The organism is Micromonospora sp. NPDC049201, assembly GCF_055586805.1.
This window is the reverse complement of sequence record NZ_JBVJHM010000003.1, coordinates 31,027-46,759: the sequence shown is the minus strand read 5'-3', so window position 1 is coordinate 46,759 and position 15,733 is coordinate 31,027. Positions and strand designations below refer to the sequence as shown.

The 15,733-nt window shown below is 73.0% G+C and carries 13 protein-coding genes; 10 read left to right on the top strand and 3 right to left on the bottom strand.

What is annotated here, in order from left to right; all coding sequences use genetic code 11:
• Window positions 1–208 precede the first annotated feature (208 nt).
• The 5 genes from ACZ6O5_RS07310 (at window position 209) to ACZ6O5_RS07290 (ending at window position 6,539) form a co-directional block, all read left to right on the top strand.
• Window positions 209–2,590, top strand: a complete 2,382-nt coding sequence (locus ACZ6O5_RS07310; RefSeq protein ID WP_405092922.1) for a polyribonucleotide nucleotidyltransferase — start codon at window positions 209–211, stop codon at window positions 2,588–2,590.
• 121 nt (window positions 2,591–2,711) lie between these two features.
• Window positions 2,712–4,046, top strand: a complete 1,335-nt coding sequence (locus ACZ6O5_RS07305) for a M16 family metallopeptidase (protein ID WP_465975139.1) — start codon at window positions 2,712–2,714, stop codon at window positions 4,044–4,046.
• 47 nt (window positions 4,047–4,093) lie between these two features.
• On the top strand, window positions 4,094–4,867 hold the full coding sequence (gene dapB, locus ACZ6O5_RS07300) for a 4-hydroxy-tetrahydrodipicolinate reductase (protein WP_465975137.1): 774 nt from the start codon (window positions 4,094–4,096) through the stop codon (window positions 4,865–4,867).
• 83 nt (window positions 4,868–4,950) lie between these two features.
• Complete coding sequence (locus ACZ6O5_RS07295) at window positions 4,951–5,886, top strand: helix-turn-helix domain-containing protein (RefSeq protein WP_465975135.1); 936 nt, start codon at window positions 4,951–4,953, stop codon at window positions 5,884–5,886.
• 185 nt (window positions 5,887–6,071) lie between these two features.
• Entirely contained in the window at window positions 6,072–6,539 is a 468-nt protein-coding gene (locus tag ACZ6O5_RS07290) for a GNAT family N-acetyltransferase (RefSeq protein WP_465975133.1), read from the top strand.
• A 119-nt stretch (window positions 6,540–6,658) separates the two neighbouring features.
• On the opposite strand, the gene ACZ6O5_RS07285 is transcribed toward ACZ6O5_RS07290, so the two are convergent.
• Window positions 6,659–8,761: an amylo-alpha-1,6-glucosidase gene (locus ACZ6O5_RS07285; RefSeq protein ID WP_465975131.1), complete on the bottom strand. Its 2,103-nt coding sequence runs from the start codon at window positions 8,759–8,761 to the stop codon at window positions 6,659–6,661.
• Window positions 8,762–8,907: 146 nt separating this feature from the next.
• Here ACZ6O5_RS07285 and ACZ6O5_RS07280 point away from each other — a divergent pair, with 146 nt between their 5' ends.
• From ACZ6O5_RS07280 to ACZ6O5_RS07265, 4 genes are all read left to right on the top strand, one after another.
• Entirely contained in the window at window positions 8,908–9,897 is a 990-nt protein-coding gene (locus ACZ6O5_RS07280; protein WP_425791430.1) for a LacI family DNA-binding transcriptional regulator, read from the top strand.
• 25 nt (window positions 9,898–9,922) lie between these two features.
• Window positions 9,923–11,170 (top strand): sugar ABC transporter substrate-binding protein, encoded by a 1,248-nt coding sequence (locus ACZ6O5_RS07275; protein ID WP_465975129.1) that lies wholly within the window; start codon window positions 9,923–9,925, stop codon window positions 11,168–11,170.
• An 83-nt stretch (window positions 11,171–11,253) separates the two neighbouring features.
• Window positions 11,254–12,372, top strand: coding sequence for a carbohydrate ABC transporter permease (locus ACZ6O5_RS07270; protein ID WP_465975127.1), 1,119 nt, complete (start codon window positions 11,254–11,256; stop codon window positions 12,370–12,372).
• A 1-nt stretch (window position 12,373) separates the two neighbouring features.
• Entirely contained in the window at window positions 12,374–13,258 is an 885-nt protein-coding gene (locus ACZ6O5_RS07265) for a carbohydrate ABC transporter permease (RefSeq protein WP_107156039.1), read from the top strand.
• A 76-nt stretch (window positions 13,259–13,334) separates the two neighbouring features.
• On the opposite strand, the gene ACZ6O5_RS07260 is transcribed toward ACZ6O5_RS07265, so the two are convergent.
• On the bottom strand, window positions 13,335–13,919 hold the full coding sequence (locus ACZ6O5_RS07260; RefSeq protein WP_465975125.1) for a GNAT family N-acetyltransferase: 585 nt from the start codon (window positions 13,917–13,919) through the stop codon (window positions 13,335–13,337).
• A 35-nt stretch (window positions 13,920–13,954) separates the two neighbouring features.
• On the opposite strand from ACZ6O5_RS07260, the gene ACZ6O5_RS07255 reads away from it, so the two are divergent.
• The gene (locus tag ACZ6O5_RS07255; protein ID WP_465975123.1) at window positions 13,955–15,268 is read left to right on the top strand and encodes a glycosyltransferase family 87 protein; all 1,314 of its coding nucleotides are present in this window, start codon (window positions 13,955–13,957) and stop codon (window positions 15,266–15,268) included.
• On the opposite strand, the gene ACZ6O5_RS07250 is transcribed toward ACZ6O5_RS07255, so the two are convergent.
• The gene (locus ACZ6O5_RS07250; protein WP_465975121.1) at window positions 15,167–15,718 is read right to left on the bottom strand and encodes a GNAT family N-acetyltransferase; all 552 of its coding nucleotides are present in this window, start codon (window positions 15,716–15,718) and stop codon (window positions 15,167–15,169) included. The genes ACZ6O5_RS07255 and ACZ6O5_RS07250 overlap by 102 nt on opposite strands.
• Window positions 15,719–15,733 lie beyond the last annotated feature (15 nt).

The window sequence follows — 15,733 nt, the reverse complement described above, 5'->3', positions numbered from 1 at the left end:
GCCGCTCGGCCGCTCCCCCGTTCCGGTACCACCAGAAAGAACCCCGGCCGCGCGACGACCCGAGAGGGAGCCGGTCAGCACCGGTCTCCGGTAGTGGCCCCCGGGAATCCCGGCATCATGCCGGCCCACCCGGGCGCTTCGATCGAAGACCGGCCGCCTGAGCAGTTCCCGTGTCGTCGGCCGACGACGCGAAGGAGCACCACAGCACATGACCGAGACCAACCTCGGCACCGAATCCCGCACCGCCGTGATCGACAACGGGTCCTTCGGCACCCGTGAGATCACCTTCTCCACCGGCCGGCTGGCCCGGCAGGCCGCCGGTTCCGTCGTCGCCCAGCTCGGCGAGACGGTCGTCCTCTCCGCCACCACCGCCGGCAAGCAGCCGCGTGAGTCGTTCGACTTCTTCCCGCTGACCGTCGACGTCGAGGAGCGGATGTACGCCGCGGGCCGGATCCCCGGCTCGTTCTTCCGCCGCGAGGGCCGGCCCAGCGAGGACGCCATCCTCACCTGCCGGCTGATCGACCGGCCGCTGCGCCCGTCGTTCGTCAAGGGCCTGCGCAACGAGGTCCAGGTCGTCGAGACCGTGCTGGCGCTCGACCCGCAGCACCCGTACGACGTGGTGGCCATCAACGCCGCCTCGATGTCGACCAAGCTCTCCGGCCTGCCGTTCTCCGGCCCGATCGGGGCGACCCGGGTCGCGCACGTGGACGGCCAGTGGGTCGCCTTCCCGACCCTGGAGGAGCTGGCCCGGGCCACCTTCGACATGGTCGTGGCCGGTCGCACCCTGGCCGACGGCGAGGTCGCGATCATGATGGTCGAGGCCGAGGCCACCCCGAACGCGGTGGCCCTGATCTCGGACGGCGCCACCGCGCCGACCGAGGAGATCGTGGCCAGCGGCCTGGAGGCCGCCAAGCCGGCCATCCGTGAGCTGTGCCGGGCGCAGAGCGAGCTGGCCGAGGTGGCCGCCAAGCCGGTCAGCGAGTTCCCGGTGTTCCTGGACTACTCCGACGACGCGTACGACGCGGTGGCCGACGTGGCCCGCGCCGACGTCACCGAGGCGCTCAAGATCGCCGGCAAGGCCGACCGCGAGGAGGCCCTGGACCGCATCAAGGCCAAGGTCGCCGAGGAGCTGTCCGGCCGCTTCGAGGGCCGCGAGAAGGAGCTGTCCGCCGCGTTCCGCTCGCTGACCAAGTCCGAGGTCCGCAACCGGGTGCTGCGCGAGCAGGTCCGTATCGACGGCCGCGGCCCGCGCGACATCCGTCCGCTGAGCGCCGAGGTCGGCGTGCTGCCGCGGGTGCACGGCTCGGCGCTGTTCGAGCGCGGCGAGACCCAGATCCTGGGCGTCACCACGCTGAACATGCTGCGCATGGAGCAGATGGTGGACACGCTGTCCCCGGAGAACCGCAAGCGCTACATGCACAACTACAACTTCCCGCCGTACTCCACCGGGGAGACCGGCCGGGTCGGCTCGCCGAAGCGGCGCGAGATCGGCCACGGCGCGCTGGCCGAGCGGGCGCTGATCCCGGTGCTGCCGTCGCGTGAGGAGTTCCCGTACGCCATCCGGCAGGTCTCCGAGGCGCTCGGCTCCAACGGCTCCACCTCGATGGGTTCGGTCTGCGCCTCGACGCTGGGCCTGCTCTCGGCCGGTGTGCCGCTGAAGGCCCCGGTCGCCGGCATCGCCATGGGCCTCATCTCCGACGAGGTCGACGGCAAGACCCAGTACGTGACGCTTACCGACATCCTCGGCGCCGAGGACGCGTTCGGCGACATGGACTTCAAGGTCGCCGGCACGCGTGACTTCGTCACCGCGCTCCAGCTCGACACCAAGCTCGACGGCATCCCGTCGGACGTGCTGGCCGCCGCGCTCCAGCAGGCGCACGAGGCCCGGCAGACCATCCTCGACGTGATGCAGCGGGCCATCGAGACGCCGGCCGAGATGTCCGACTACGCGCCGCGGGTCACCACCGTCAAGATCCCGGTCGACAAGATCGGCATGGTGATCGGCCCGAAGGGCCAGACCATCAACGCGATCCAGGACGAGACCGGCGCCGAGATCTCCATCGAGGACGACGGCACGATCTACGTCGGCGCGACCAACGGCCCGTCGGCCCAGGCCGCGGTGGACCGGATCAACGGCATCGCCAACCCGACCCTGCCGAAGGTGGGGGAGCGGTTCCTCGGCACCGTGGTGAAGACGGCCGCGTTCGGCGCGTTCATCTCGCTCCTGCCGGGCCGCGACGGCCTGCTGCACATCTCCAAGGTGGGCGACGGCAAGCGCGTCGACAAGGTGGAGGACTTCCTCAACGTCGGCGACAAGGTCGAGGTCGAGATCGCCGACATCGACGCCCGCGGCAAGATCTACCTGGACAAGATCCGTCCGGAGGGCGCCGAGGCGCCGGCCGCCGGTCAGGCTGCCGGTGGCGACCGTCCGGCCGGCCGGGACCGCGGTGGCGACCGTGGCCCGCGCGACCGTGGCGACCGTGGCGGTGACCGTGGCGACCGTGGCGGTGACCGCGAGGGCGGCGAGCGTCGCTCGGAGGGTGGCGGCGAGGGCGGCGACCGGCCGCGTCGCCGTACCCGGCACAGCTGATCGACCGACCGGCCCGGGTGACGCACGCGTCACCCGGGCCGGCCCACGGCTCCAGGTCGCACGGCGGGCTGGAGCCGTCGTTCGTCCCCCCACCCCTCGTGGCACGGAGAGCAGGTCTGTCGTGAGTTCGTCCACCCCGGCGGCACGGGCGGTCACCCGCACCCTCAGCGACGACCCGCTCGGCGGCACCGTCCGGCGCACCGTGCTCCCCAGCGGACTGCGGGTGCTCACCGAGGCGATCCCGGCGATGCGCAGCGTCTCGTTCGGCATCTGGGTGGCGGTCGGCTCCCGGGACGAGACCGGGTCGCAGGCCGGCGCCGCGCACTTCCTGGAACACCTGCTCTTCAAGGGCACCAAGAAGCGCAGCGCGTTGGAGATCTCGTCCGAGATCGAGGCGGTGGGCGGCGAGACCAACGCGTTCACCACGAAGGAATACACCTGCTACTACGCGCGGGTGCTGGACGAGGACCTGCCGCTGGCCATCGACGTGATGTGCGACGCGGTCGCCGACTCGGTGCTGGCCGCCGCCGACGTGGAGACCGAACGCGGCGTCATCCTCGAAGAGATCGCCATGCACGACGACGAGCCCGGCGACGAGGTGCACGACCTGTTCGCCCGCGCCGTCTACGGCGACCACCCGCTCGGCCGGCTCATCTCCGGCACCGAGGAGACGGTCACGCCGATGACCCGGCGGCAGATCCAGAACTTCTACCGCAGCCGGTACACCGCGCCGCAGATCGTCATCGCCGCCGCCGGCAACCTCGACCACGCCGCCGTGGTCAAGCTGGTCCGGCAGGCGCTGCGGGGCACCCCGCTGGACACCGACCCGGCCGCGCCGGCGCCGCACCGCGCGACCACCCCGGCGGTACGCGTGAAGCCGGCCACCACACTTGTCGAGCCGAAGGAGACCGAGCAGGCGCACGTGCTGCTCGGCTGCCCCGCCATCGACCGCACCGACGAGCGGCGCTTCGCGCTGGGCGTGCTCAACAACGTGCTCGGCGGCGGCATGTCCAGCCGGCTGTTCCAGGAGATCCGGGAGCAGCGCGGCCTCGCGTACTCGGTCTACTCCTACGCCAGCCAGTACGCCGACAGCGGCGTGTTCGCCGTCTACGCCGGCTGCGCGCCCGGCAAGGTGGACGAGGTGCTGGCCCTGACCCGCGCCGAGCTGGCCCGGGTGGCCGCCGAGGGGGTCACCGAGGCCGAGCTGGTCCGGGGCAAGGGGATGAGCAAGGGGTCCTTCGTGCTCGGGCTGGAGGACACCGGCTCCCGGATGAGCCGGCTGGCCAAGGGCGAGCTGCTCTACGGCAACCTGATGCCGGTGGACGAGCTGCTGGCCCGGGTGGACGCGGTGACGCTGACGGACGTGAACGACCTCGCCGCCGAGCTGCTCGGCCGGCCGATGTCGCTGGCCGTGGTCGGCCCGTTCGACTCCGGCGCGTTCCCGGCCGACCGCTGACCGGTCCGGCGGGTGGGGCGCGTCCCGATTGGGATAGGTTGTGCCCCGTGACTGACGTGCGGGAGAAGGGCCCGGCCGAGGCGGCTCGGGTCGGTGTGCTGGGTGCCCGGGGCCGGATGGGCCTGGAGGTCTGCAAGGCGGTCGACGCCGCCGCCGACCTGGAGCTGGTGGCCGCCGTCGACCAGGGCGACGACCTGGCCGCGGTGGCCGGCGCCGGGGCCGGCGTGGTCGTCGACTTCACCACCCCCGACGCGGTCATGGACAACCTGCGCTGGTGCGTCGAGCGCGGCGTCCACGCGGTGGTCGGCACCACCGGCTTCACCGGGCAGCGGCTCGCCCAGGTGCGGGAGTGGCTGGCCGACCGGCCCTCGGTGGGCGTGGTGATCGCGCCCAACTTCGGCATCGGCGCGGTGCTGATGATGCAGTTCGCGGCGCGCGCCGCCCGGCACTTCGAGTCGGTCGAGATCGTCGAGCAGCACCACCCGCGCAAGCTGGACGCGCCGAGCGGCACCGCCACCCACACCGCGCGGTTGATCGCGGCGGCCCGGGCCGAGGCCGGTCTCGGCCCCGCGCCGGACGCCACCCGCGACGAGGCGCCCGGCGCCCGGGGCGCCGACATCGACGGGGTACGCGTGCACGCGGTGCGCGCCACCGGCCTGGTCGCCCACCAGGAGGTGCTGTTCGGCACCACCGGTGAGACGCTGACCATCCGGCACGACTCGTACGACCGGGCCTCGTTCATGCCCGGCGTGCTGCTGGCGGTCCGCGAGGTGGGTCGCCGGCCGGGCCTGACCGTCGGCCTGGACGCCCTGCTCGACTGATTCCTCGCCGCGCCGGCCGGCCGGCGTGCGGCTGCGCAAGGGCGATCAAGCGGCGCGGTCGTCGGCGGGTGCAGGCTGGGCACATGACCTCGACGGACGGACTCACCGGCCTCCTCGACGTGCTCCAGGCGGCGCTCGACGATCCGGAGGTCGCCCCGGTCGATCTGGCCGCGCGGGCCCACCTGTCCCGGTTCCACTTCGACCGGCTGGTCGCCGCGGCCACCGGCGAACCGCCGGGCGTGCTGCGCCGGCGACTGCTCCTGGAACGGGCGGCCCATCGGCTCGTCACCAGCGACCGGACCGTCCTCGACATCGCGGTCGAGGCCGGGTACGGCTCGCACGAGGCGTTCACCCGTGCCTTCCGTCGGTCGTACGGCTTCGCCCCGACCGCGGTCCGGCGGCGTCGGCCGCTGACCTTCCGTGAGCTGGAGCTGCCCTGCCCCAGCGGAGTCCACTTCCAACCGCCCGGTGGCCTGCGGCTGCCGGCAGTACGTCAGGAGACCCCGATGAACGTTCTCCAACATCTGGTCGACCACCACGTCCAGACGCTCACCGCGATCATCGACCGCGCCGCCGGTCTCGACGACCAGGTCCTCGACCGGCCCGTCACCGTGTCCGTGGAGACCATCGACGAGCAGCCGACGCTCCGCTCGCTGGTCAACGCCATGGTCACGCAGGAGGAGCACTGGCTCTCGGCGCTGCGCGGCGGGGAGTGGCCCGACGAGAGCGACCGGTCGATGACCGGCCTGGCCGCCCGGCACGCGGTCGCCGGCCGCGACTGGCGGGCCTTCGTGGCCCGGACGCTCGCCGACGGCACCCTGGCGGACACGTTCGTCGACACCACCTGCACGCCCCCGACCACGCACACGTTGGGCGGCACCATCGGCCACGTGATCACCTTCGCCGCCGTGCGTCGGACGCTGGCGATCGGCGCCCTGCGCAGCGCCGGGGTCACCGACCTGGGTGCCGGCGACCCGCGCCCGTACCTCGACCGCGTCGCCCGCGCCGCCACCGACTGACGTGAAGGAGGGGCCCCCTGTTAACGCATTGCGCATAACAGGGGGCCCCTCTTATCGCCTCGCGCTTCCACCTCGCGGGCGACTCGCGGCGGCCTGGGCGGTGGGCGCCGGCGGACCTGACCGGGCCGCCGTGACCTCGGCGAAATCGATGGTCGGTGGGCGCAGCCGAGCCTAGGCTGACCGCCATGATCGACTCTGGAGTGCGTGACCGTCTCGGCCGCCGGGTGACCCTGCGGCCGGTGGACGACGACAACTGGCGGCCGGTGGCCGACGTGGCCCCGCGCGACGACCAGCGCGCCTTCGTCGCCGCGCTGGCCGCCCGCTACCTGCTGCTCTCCACGCACTCGGACGTCTGGAACTCGCTCGCCGTGTACGCCGACGACACCGTGGTGGGGCACGTGATGTGGGGCGTGGACGACGACGGCTCCCGCTGGATCGGCGGCATGGTCATCGACGCCGCCGAGCAGGGCCGGGGGGTGGGCCGCGCCACGGTACGCACGCTGGCCGACTGGCTGGCCGAGGCGGGCCGGCCGATCCGACTGAGCTACCACCCGGACAACACCGCGGCCGCCGCCCTCTACACCTCACTCGGCTTCCGCCCGACGGGCGCGATGGAGGACGACGAACTGGTAGCCGAACTCCATCCCGCCTGACCCCACCGCCCCGACCCGACACGAACTCCTTGATCACCGCCGTCCAGCGCCCGGACCGGGTTCGGTGATCATGAGGTTGGCGGCGCTTGTGGAGATCGAGAAGGCCGTCAACTTCATGGTCAACGCCCGGGGGTAGCGGGGGTGGGGGTGGAGGGGGTGCGGGGGGTGGGGATCAGGGTGGGGGGCAGGTTTGTCAGGGTGGGGTGGCCGGTGTGGGTGACCGTGGCCGTCACCGGGGTGCCGGCGATACGCAGGTTGGTCGCGCTGAGCGCGCCCAGTTCCGGGCCGGCCAGCGGGCGCAGGTCGACCCGGCCGTTCGGCACGTCCGGATAGACGCCGAGACCGGCCTGGAGCAGCAGCACGGCCGACGCCGCCGACCAGGCCTGCGGGCGGCACGCCGCCGGGTAGGGCACGGGCCGGCCGAGCGCCGCCCGGTCGTCGCCGCCGTACAGCTCGGGCAGGCGGTAGTCGAACGCCTCGGCGGCGGCGAGCAGGCCGTCGGCGAGGCGTAGCGCCGCGTCCCGGTGCCCGTCGCGGGCCAGCCCCGCGAGCACGATCGCGGTGTCGTGCGCCCAGATCGAACCGCAGTGGTACGACAGCGGGCTGAACCCGGCGTCGTCGGTGGACATGGTGCGCAGCCCGAAGCCGCCGGCCATCGCCTCGGTGGAGAGCAGCGCCGCCACCTGGGCCGATTCGGCGTCCGACAGCAGCCCGGTGCCGAGCAGGTGGCCGATGTTGCTGGTCAGCGCGTCGACCGGGCGCTTGTCCCGGTCCAGTGCCAGCGCGGGTTGCGGGCCGTGGCGGCCGTCCACCCAGAACGCCGCGCGGAACCTGGTGGCGAGCCGGTCGGCGTAGCCGCGCCAGCGGTCGGCGTCCGGACGACCGAACGCGTCCAGCAGGTCCGCCCCGTCGGTGGCCGCCCGGTACGCGTACCCCTGCACCTCGGCCAGCACGATCGGCGGCGCGGCCAGCCGGCCGTCGCGGAAGCGCACCGCGTCGCCGGAGTCCTTCCAGCCCTGGTTGGCCAGGCCGTGGCCGGTGGTGTCGATGTACTCGAGGAAGCCGTCGCCGTCGGCGTCGGCGTGCTCGCCGAGCCAGCGCAGCGCCGCCTCCAGGTGCGGCAGCAGCGGCTCGATCTGGTCGGCGGGCAGGCCCCAGCGCCAGGCGTCGTGCAGCAGGCTGACCCAGAGCATTGTCGCGTCGACGGTGCCGTAGTACGCGGGCGGCAGCCGCAGCCCCTCGTTCGGGGCGAACTCGTGCCGGCGCAGCTCGTGCAGGATCTTGCCGGGCTGCTCGCCGGTGGCCGGGTCGACCCGGGTGCCCTGCCGACGGGCCAGCACCCGCAGGGTGCCGGCGGCCAGCTCGGTGCCGAGCGGCAGCATCATCCGGGCGGCCCAGAGGCTGTCCCGGCCGAACAGGGTGAGGAACCAGGGCACGCCGGCGCCGAGGAAGACGTCCTCCGGGTGGGCCGGCTCGGCCAGGCGCAGCGCGTGCAGGTCGGCCAGGGACCGGTCGAGCAGCCGGAGCAGCCGGCGGTCGTCGGCGGCGACCCGGGGTTCGGCCCAGCCGGGGCCGGGCGGCGCGGCGGTCACCACGGCCCGCGGGTCGGTGACGGCGAGCCGCCAGCGCAGCGTGACCGAGTCGCCCGGGTCGACGGCGACCGCCCAGCTCAGGCGCGGTGCGACGGCGCGCTCGCCGGTGGCTTCCACGGTGGCGTCCGCGCCGGTCACGGTAACGGTGAGGCCGTCGGCGGCCCACTGCACCCGGCCCGGCTCGCCGGCGCTGGCCGCCAGCGGCTGGCCGGCGTGGCCGGTCTTGACCTGCTCGATCGGGGCGAGATCGCAGGCCAGGTCCACGGTGACGGTGGTGCGGACCGGCTCGGTGGCGGTGGACGACACCACGATCTCCTCGGTGAGACCGGCCGGGCCGGCCCGTCGGGTGCGTTCGACCCGGACGGTCGGGTCGGGGGTGTCGTCGCCGAGCCAGCGGGCCAGGGCGACGAAGCGGGCGCCGTGCGGACCGGCGGCGCCGTTCGCGATCGGCTCCGGCGCCCGGTCGTCGAGGCGCAGCTCGGCGCGGGAGAGCACCCGGGCGTCGGCGTGGAAGACGCCCTGGACGCCGTACTGCCGGAGCTGACCGGCCGCGTCGCCGAGCGCGCTCGTGGGGGCGTGCACCACCCCGACCAGGTCGTGCAGCAGGGGTTGGAGGTGGCGTTCGGTCACGGGGGAACTCCTGGTGCTGATCGGTGGCGCGGATGTCTTGACAACTGGCGGCGGCCGGGTGCAGAGTGCGAAACATTCCAGAAACTTTGAACGATCTAATCCTGCCGCATCGGTATTGGATCGTTCAAGGCGGCGAGAGGGATTTCGTGGGAGAAAAGGTAACCATCGCGACCGTGGCCCGGCATGCCCAGGTCAGCCGGCAGACCGTCTCCAACGTGCTCAACGCCCCGCACATCGTTCGCGAGGACACCCGCCGCCGGGTGCGGGAGGCCATCGCCGCGCTCGGCTACCGGGCCAACCAGGCCGCCCGCCAGATGCGGACCGGGCGGTCCCGGCTCATCGCCGTCCGCATCGAGCCCACCCGGGACGGCATCAACGGCTCCGTGCTCGACCGCTTCCTGCACGGCCTCACCGAGACCGCCGACGCCACCGGCTACCGGGTCATGCTCTACACCGCCCGCCACGACGACGACGAGATCGCCACCTACGACGACCTGCTCGGCGCGTACGAGCTGGACGCGTTCGTGCTCACCGGCACCAAGCACCGCGACCCGCGTACCGCGTGGCTGGCCGAGCGGAAGGTGCCGTTCGTGACGTTCGGCCGGCCCTGGGACACGCCGGAGGCGCACCCCTGGGTCGACGTGGACGGCGCCGCCGGCACCGCCCAGGCCACCCGGCACCTGCTCGCCGCCGGCCACCGTCGGATCGCGTTCCTCGGCTGGCCCGCCGGCTCCGGCGTCGGCGACGACAGGCGCGCCGGCTGGCGTACCACGATGGCGGAGGTCGGCCTCGACGGCGCCGCACCGGACCGCGCCACCGAGGACGGCATCGCCGAGGGGGAGCGCGAGGCCCGCGCGCTGCTCGCCCTCGACGCGCCGCCGACGGCGCTGGTCTGCGCCAGCGACTCGCTGGCCCTCGGCGCGTGGCAGGCCGCCCGCGACGCCGGGACCGACGTGGCGGTCGTCGGCTTCGACGACACCCCGGTGGCCGCCGCGGTCGGGCTGAGCAGCGTCAGCCAGCCGCTCGGCGAGGCCGCCGCCCGCTGCGTCGAGCTGCTCACCGGGCTGCTCGACGGGCAACAACGCGACCCCCAACTGCTGCTCGACCCCTCGCTGGTGCTCCGGCACTCGGCGTGATCCCATCCCCCACCAGGAGAAACAGATGACACCACGGATGCTCACCCGGGCCGCGGTGGCCGGCGTCGCCGCCGTCGCCCTGCTCGGCTCCGCCGCCTGCGGCAGCGGCTTCGACGACTCGGCCACCGACACCAAGCAGTCCAGCGGCCCGGCCAGCCTGCAGATCCTGATCGGCTCCTCCGGCGACGCCGAGACCAAGGCCGTGAAGGACGCCGCCGCCGCGTGGGCCGGCTCCTCCGGCAACTCCGCCACCGTCACCCCGGCGCAGGACCTCACCCAGCAGCTCGGCCAGGCGCTGGCCGGCGGCACCCCGCCGGACGTCTTCTACGTCGACGCGGCCCGCTTCGCCGACTTCGCCAGCGTCGGCGCGCTGGAGCCGTACGGGGACAAGGTCGCCAACTCCGACGACTTCTACGAGAGCCTGCGCACCGCGTTCACCTACGACGGCAAGCTCTACTGCGCGCCGAAGGACTTCTCCACGCTGGCGCTCCAGATCAACACCGACCTGTGGGCCAAGGCCGGCCTGACCGACGCCGACGTGCCGACCACCTGGGACCAGCTCACCGCCGTCAGCCAGAAGATCAAGGCCAAGGGACAGGTCGCGCTCGCGCTCGGCGACACCCGGGACCGCGTCGGCGCGTTCATGGTGCAGAACGGCGGCTGGCTGATGAGCAAGGACGGCAAGCAGCCGACCGCGGACACCCCGGAGAACCTCCAGGCCCTCCAGTACGTCAAGTCGCTGCTCACCAACGGCTACGCGAAGTTCCCGAAGCAGCTCGACTCCGGCTGGTCCGGCGAGGCGTTCGGCAAGGGCAAGGCCGTGATGACCATCGAGGGCAACTGGATCAAGGGCGCCCTGCAGAACGACTTCCCGAACGTGAAGTACAAGGTGGTGCCGCTGCCGGCCGGCCCGAAGGGCCAGGGCACGCTCTCCTTCACCCAGTGCTGGGGCATCGCGGCCAAGTCGAAGTACAAGGAGCAGGCGATCAAGTTCGTCGAGGCGATGACCGCCGGCGAGCAGCAGATCGGCTTCGCGAAGGCGTTCGGCGTGATGCCGTCCCGCCAGTCGGTCCGCGACCAGTACACCGGCGCGTTCCCGGCGGACAAGCCGTTCATCGACGGCGTCGAGTACGCCCAGGGCCCGGTGAACGCGCCGAAGATGGACAGCGTGCTGCGGGACCTGGAGGCCGGCCTCCAGGGCCTGACCACCGGTGACCCGAAGACGATCCTGGCCAACTTCGACAAGAACGCCAAGGCGGCGCTCGGCGGCTGAGGTGTAAGGAGGGGCCCCCTGTTAACAGACGGGTGTTAACAAGGGGCCCCTCCTTCCACCTCCCCCGAGCGAAGGAGGAGGGAATGGCAACGGACACGCTCGCCGCGCCGGGCACCGCGTCGGCCGGCCCGCCGCGTCGCCGTACGGGCGGCATCCGCAGTAACGAGAACCTGGCCGGCTGGATCTTCGTCGCGCCGGTGATCGTGATCCTCGGGCTCTTCCTGCTGCTGCCGATCCTGATGGCGCTCTGGGTGAGCCTCACCGACTGGAACGGCCAGGGCAGCCCGTTCACCGGCGACGTGCCGTTCGTCGGCGGCGACAACTACAGCCGGCTGTTCACCGACGACGGGCTCGCCCGCCGCGACTTCATGACCGCCATCCGCAACAACATCTACTACGTGGCGATCGTGGTGCCGGTGCAGACCGCGCTCGCGCTCGGTCTCGCCCTGGTGGTCAACAACCGGTTGCTGAAGGGGAAGGGCTTCTTCCGCAGCGCGTTCTACTTCCCGTCCGTGACCAGCTCGGTCGCGGTCAGCGTGGTCTTCCTGTTCCTGTTCGCCAACTCCGGCGCGGTCAACCGGCTGCTCGGCCTGCTCGGCGTCGACGGGCCGGAGTGGTTCGCCGACGGTCGCGGCGTCCTGCACCTGGTCCTCGGCGCGTTCGGGCTGGACACCCCGCCGGCCGCGCTCACCTCCGGCGGCCCGTTCGGGCTGAGCTGGTGGGAGTGGCTCTCCGGGCCCAGCGTGGCCATGATGTCGATCATCTGCCTGGTCATCTGGACCACCTCGGGCACGTTCATGCTGATGTACCTGGCCGCGTTGCAGAACGTCCCGGTGGCGCTTGACGAGGCCGGCATGCTCGACGGGGCGTCCCGCTGGCAGCGCTTCCGGTACGTCACGCTGCCGCTGCTCAAGCCCACCACGTTCCTCGTGGTCACGCTGGGACTGATCGGCTCCTGGCAGGTCTTCGACCAGGTGTACGTGATGAGCCAGGGTGACCCGGCCAAGACCACGCTCACCCCGGCGTACCTGTCGTACCGGACCGCGTTCCGCGACTTCGACTACGGCTCCGGCGCGGCCATCTCGTTCGTGCTGTTCCTGATCATCATCCTGCTCACCCTGTTCCAGCGCCGGCTGATGGCCGACCGGGACGGCAACCGGCGCGGCCGGTGGTGGCGGCGACGCGTACCGGAGGGGTCCTGACATGGCCGTGCTGACCGACCGGCCGGCGCCGGTCGCGCGCCGTCGCGACCGCGAGCCGCGCGCCCGGGCCAACCGCTTCCTCGGGTACGCCGTCCTGATCTTCTTCGGACTGGTCTTCCTCTACCCGTTCGTGATCCAGCTCGGCAACTCGTTCAAGACCGAGCCGGACGCGGCGGCCAACCCGCTGTCGCCGATCCCGGACCCGCTCACGCTGGCCGGCTTCGAACGGATCTTCTCCGGCACCAACTTCCCGCTCTGGCTCGGCAACTCGCTGCTGGTCACCGTGCTGGTCACGCTCGGCCGGGTGTTCTTCGACTCGCTCGCCGGCTACGCGCTGGCCCGGCTGCGCTTCCGGGGCCGGGCCGGGCTGTTCGCCGCCGTCATCGCGGTGATGGCGGTGCCGGGCGTGGTGCTGCTGATCCCGAAGTTCCTGGTGCTCAAGCAGATCGGCCTGTACGACAGTTACGCCGGCCTGATCGTGCCGCTGCTCGCCGACGCGGCCGGCGTGTTCATCATGAAACAGTTCTTCGAGTCGATCCCGGTCAGCGTGGAGGAGGCGGCCCGGATCGACGGCGCCGGTGTCTTCCGCACGTTCTGGTCGGTGGTGCTGCCGATGGCCCGACCGGCGCTGATCACGCTGACCATCCTGTCGTTCCAGGGCTCCTGGAACGAGTTCCCGCACAGCCTCGTCTCGGTGCAGGACCCGGGCCTGTTCACGCTGCCCCGTGGCCTGGCCGACCTGGTCGGCGGCTCGCTCGGCAAGGGCAACCAGTATCCGCTGAAGCTCGGTGCGGCGCTGCTGGCCACCATCCCGGTGGCGGTGCTCTTCGTGATCTTCCAGCGCTACTTCGTGCGCGGCGCCAACGAGGGCGCGGACAAGGGCTGACCGGTGACCGGCGGTCCCGCCCCGTGCCGGGACCGCCGGCCACCCGTCGAGGGCAGACCGGCGGCCGGCCGGAAACTCATCGCGGCGCCGGCGCCGCTTCCTCCGGGACGGCCACGTGCAGCCGGAGCTGGGGCACCAGCATGTCGTCCACGTCCAGCGCCCGGGTCGCGCCGTCCGGCTCCCAGCCGGTCGAGCCGAGGAACGCGCGGGTCGCCGCGTCCGCGTCGAACGCCCACGCCACCGCGCGGGTGAGCCCGTCCGCGCGCCAGTGCTCGACGGCGGCGGCGAGCAGCCGGCTGCCGTGCCCGCGCCGCCCCCACCGCGGCTCGACCAGCAGGTCGGTCACCGCGGCCACGCCCGAGTCGAACGCGTCGGCCGGTTCGCCCGGGGCGAGCGCCTCGGCGTCGGCCGGACCGGAGGCGACGAACCCCACCAGATACGATTGCGCGGCCTGTTCGACGGCGACCAGCACCCGGTGCGCGCCCGAGGGAGGCTCCTGCACCGCCGCGCCCCACCGCCGGGCGAGGTACGCCTCGTCCAGGTTGTCGAGCACGTGCCGGGGCAGGATCCGGCGGTACGCGACCCGCCAGGTCGCGAGCTGGATGCGTGCGATCTCGGCGACGTCCTCGGGACGCGCGGGGCGGACGTAGCCTTCAGCCATGGCACGTGAGCCTACGCAGGGCGAGGAGGAGGACGGTGGCGCAGGGTGCCGGGCGGACGACCGCGCAGGTCGTGGCCGTGGCGGCGCTCGCCGCGGCGGTCACCGGGTTCCTCTCCGTGGCGGCGGTGCGGCACGGCTTCTTCGACCTGCGGGTCTACCACGGCGCGCTCACCTACTGGGCGCGTGACGGCGGCGAGATCTACGACTTCCTCAAGGCCGGCACCCAGTACGGCTTCACCTACCCGCCGTTCGCGGCGCTCGTCATGCTGCCCATGGCGTACCTGCCGTGGGGCGCGGCGATCGTGGTGAGCGTGGCGGCGACGGTGGTGGTCAGCGCCGTGGTGATCTGGTGGCTGCTGGACCCGGTGGCCCGTCGGGCCGGCTGGACCCGCTGGTTCACGCTCGCGGTCGCGCTCTGCCTGGCCGCCGCGTACGAGCCGATGCGCGAGACGGTCAATTTCGGTCAGGTCAACATGCTGCTGCTGTTCCTGGTGGCGGTGGACCTGCTCCGGCTGCTGCCGGCCGGCAACCGCTGGGCCGGCGTGGGCATCGGCCTGGCCACCGCGATCAAGCTGACCCCCGGCATCTTCATCGTCTACCTGCTGGTCACCGGCCGCTGGCGGGCCGCCGCGACCGCGGTCGGCTCGGCCGCCGTCGCCACGCTCGTCGCCGCCGGCCTCTTCCCGGACGCGTCCCGCGAGTTCTGGACCGAGGCGCTGTGGAACACCGACCGGGTCGGTGAGCTGGCGTTCGTCTCCAACCAGTCGCTGCGCGGCGTGGTCGCCCGGCTCGACCCGGAGCATCCGAGCACCGTGGCCTGGCTGCTGCTGGTCCTGGCCACGCTGGCGGTCTGGGGCTGGCGCTGCCGGGCCGCGGTGTCCGCCGGCGACGAGGCCACCGGCCTGGCCCTGACCGGTGCGGTGATGTGCCTGGTCAGCCCCGTGACCTGGGTGCACCACCTGGTCTGGCTGCTGCCGGGGCTGATCCTGCTGGTCGACAACGGCATGGCGGCGCCCGCCCGCAGCCGGCGGCGTCGTCTGCTGCTGGCCGCCGCGCTGATCGGGTACGCGCTGCTGTGCAGCCGGATCGTCTGGTCCTGGGAGAAGGACTTCACCGGCGTGGGCGGCTTCCTCGGCAGCAACACCTACGTGTGGATCAGCCTGGCGCTGCTGCTCGGCCTGCCGATCCGCCGCTGGGCGGTCCCGGCCGGCGGCGCCGGGCCGGCGGGCGACGCCGGGCCGGCCGGGTCAGCGGTCGAGCCGGGCGGTGTACCGCAGCTCGCGGAGCAGGACCGGGTCGCGCCCACCGTGCAACGGCACCGGGTAGGCGGACTCCTCGCCGTCCGGTGAGTGCCCGGCCCGCTCGTAGAAGCGGCGGGCCCGGGCGTTGTCGGCGAGCACCCAGAGCCGGTACTCGGTCCAGCCCCGCCCGGCCAGCCCGGCCCGGGCGGCGGCGAGCAGCGCCGCGCCGGTGCCCGAACCCCAGTGCGCCGGCTCCAGATAGATCGCCAGCAACTCGCCGCACGCCGGGTCGAGGTCGCCGCGGTCCTGGTTGTTCCGGTACGGCCCGAACGTGGTGAAGCCGGTGACCTCCCCGTCGGCCTCGGCGACAAGCGTGGTGAACGGGTGCTCCGGGTCGGCGGTGCCGAGGTCGCGGCGGCGCTGCGCCCAGGCGGCCGGGTTCAGCCGGCGCAGCACCTCGGCGGGCATGATGCCGGCGTACCCGGCCTGCCAGCCGTGGACGTGCACCCGGGCGATCGCCTCGGCGTCGTCCGGTTCCTCCCGGCGGATGGTGGGCACCCGTCCAGTTCTATG